General features: G+C 74.2%; 2 protein-coding genes and 1 pseudogene. All 3 read right to left on the bottom strand.

What is annotated here, in order from left to right; genetic code table 11:
- Positions 1-234, bottom strand: a pseudogene (locus IH13_RS0129145) (hypothetical protein); the annotation flags it as partial.
- Positions 231-1,127: a MaoC/PaaZ C-terminal domain-containing protein gene (locus tag IH13_RS0129150; RefSeq protein WP_031089020.1), complete on the bottom strand. Its 897-nt coding sequence runs from the start codon at positions 1,125-1,127 to the stop codon at positions 231-233. The pseudogene IH13_RS0129145 and the gene IH13_RS0129150, both read right to left, overlap by 4 nt.
- Before the next feature lie 2 nt (positions 1,128-1,129).
- Positions 1,130-2,465: acyl-CoA dehydrogenase family protein (locus tag IH13_RS38775; protein ID WP_031089021.1), on the bottom strand; the 1,336-nt coding region annotated here is incomplete at its 5' end.

The raw sequence follows: 2,465 nt of genomic DNA on the forward strand, positions 1-2,465 counted from the left end.
GATGTGTATAAGAGACAGCACCGGGAGCGCGCCTTCGGTCAGGCGGTCGGCGGCGGCGTCCAGCTGCGCGGCGACGGCGTCCAGGTCGGCGCCGGTGCCGTCGCCGGCGCGCAGCAGGGCGGTGATCAGCCGGCGGGCGGCGGCCACGGCGGCGTCGACGCCGTCCTTGTGCTCCTCGGCGACCAGACGGGGGCCGGCCGCCGCGGGCGCGTCGCCGGGGGTGGGGGCGGTCATGAGGTCACCACCGTCGCCGTGGCGTGGGTGAGCACGGGAGCCCCGTCGCGTTCGGGGCAGGCGGTGTGCAGGACGAGCCGTTCGGTGGAGTCGTCGGCGGGGCCCGTGCGCCATACGGAGGTGGTGAGGGACTCACCGGGGACGAGGGGGCCGGCGAAGCGCACGTCGAGGCCGGTGAGGCGGGTGACGTCGCCGTCGAGGACGCCGTCGACGAGGGCCTTGCAGACCAGGCCGTAGGAGGCGAGGCCGTGCAGGATCGGCCGGTCGAATCCGGCGGCGCGGGCGACCGCGGGGTCGGCGTGCAGCGGGTTCAGGTCGCCGTTGAGCCGGTACCACAGGGCCTGCTGGGGTGTGGTGCGGGAGGTGAGGACGGTGTCGGCGGGACGTTCGGGCGGGGTGACCCGCTCTTCCTCGGGGCCGGGGTCCTGGCTGAAGCCGCCTTCGCCCCGCGCCCAGATGCGGGTGGTGGTGGTCCACAGCGCCCGGCCGTCGGGGCCGGTGGCCGTGGACTCCAGGACGACGAGCGCGGCCTTTCCCTTGTCCCAGACCTCGGCGACGCGGGAGCGGAGCGTGGCGGTGCCGGACGCGGGAATGGCCTGGTGGACGCGGAGCCCCTGACCCGCGTGGAGGAGGGAGCGCAGATCGATGTCGATGCCGGGCAGGTGGAAGCCGGGCGCGGCCGTCTCGCCCGAGGAGACACCGGAACCCGCCACCAGGGCGAAGGTCGGCAGCACGGTGAGGCCCCGCTCGTACGTGAGATGCGGCTCCGGGCCGGTGGCGGGGTCGGCCCCGGCGCCCAGGCTCAGGTGGTACAGCAGCACGTCACGGGTGGTCCAGCGGATCTCGCGGACCGAGGGGTCCGCGGTCAGCGCCTTGTCGCGGTCGATGGGCATGGTCAGCCTTTCTCGGTGGGCTCGGGGTCGCGGGGCAGGCCGAGCATCCGTTCGCCGATGATGTTCAGCTGGACCTCCGTGGTGCCGCCGGCGATGGACAGGCAGCGGGAGTTCAGGAACATCCAGACGGCGTCGTGCCGTTCGCCCTCGCCGGTGAGCGCGGCGGTCCCCTGCCAGTCCACGCAGGTCTCCCAGACGCGCTGCTGGTGTTCGACGCCGAGCAGTTTGGCGACGGAGGCCTCGGCGCCGGGCTGCTGCCCGGAGACGGTGCGCAGGGTGGTGCGCAGGGCGAGGACGGCGCCCGTCTGCGCGTCGCAGAGGTGGCCGCCGAGGGTGGTGAGCCGTTCGTCGTCGAGGCCGTCGGACGCGGCGGCCGCCTCCAGCAGGGCTTCGGCGCCGGAGCCGACCGAGTCGTGGGAGAGGGCGACGCGCTCGTTGGCGAGGGTGGTGCGGGCGAGCTTCCAGCCGTCACCCGGTGCTCCGACGAGCAGGTCGTCGGGGATGAAGACCTCGTCCAGGAACACCTCGTTGAACTCGGCCTCTCCGGTGATCTGGCGCAGCGGCCGGATGTCGATGCCGGGGCTGGTCATGTCGAGGAGGAAGTAGGAGATGCCCCGGTGCTTGGGTACGGCGGTGTCGGTACGGGCGAGCAGGACGCCCCAGTGGGCGTCGCGGGCCATGGAGGTCCACACCTTCTGACCGGTGATCAGCCAGCCGCCGTCCGTCTTCTCGGCGCGGGCGGTGAGGCCGGCGAGATCCGATCCGGCGCCGGGTTCGCTGAACAGCTGGCACCAGACGAGGTCGCCGCGCAGGCTCGGGGCCAGGAACCGCTCCTGCTGCGCGGTGTCGCCGTGGGCGATCAGCGTGGGGACCACCCAGCCGCCGATGACCATGTCGACCGGGGTGAGGTCGGCGGCCTGGAGCTCCTCGGCGATGACGAGCTGGGTCACCGGGTCCGCGCCCTTGCCCCAGGGGGCCGGGAGGTGCGGCGCGGTGTATCCGTGGTCGGCGAGGTGGGTGAGGCGTGCCCTGCCGTCCAGCGCCGCGGCCGCCCGGAGTTCGGTGCGGATCCGGTCGCGTACCGTCTCGGCCTCGGGCGGGAGTTCGACGCCGAGCGTGCGCCGGGTGCCGTCCAGGGCGAGGCGGGCGACACGGCGGCGCCAGGCGGCGGACGGGCCGAGGGTGATCCGCAGGGTCTGGGCGCGGCGCAGCGCGAGGTGCGCGTCGTGTTCCCAGGTGAAACCGATGCCGCCGAGCACCTGGATGCAGTCCTTGGCCACCTGGAACGCGCCGTCCACTCCGGCCGCTCCCGCGACGGCGGCGGCCAGCGAGACCTCC

The sequence above is a fragment of the Streptomyces sp. NRRL WC-3549 genome, assembly GCF_000721935.1.
GTDB lineage: Bacteria > Actinomycetota > Actinomycetes > Streptomycetales > Streptomycetaceae > Streptomyces.

Excerpts from the sequence above, each read along its gene's own strand:
- IH13_RS0129150 (WP_031089020.1), bottom strand. The coding sequence starts at position 1,127 with ATGCCCATCGACCGCGACAAGGCGCTGACCGCGGACCCCTCGGTCCGC.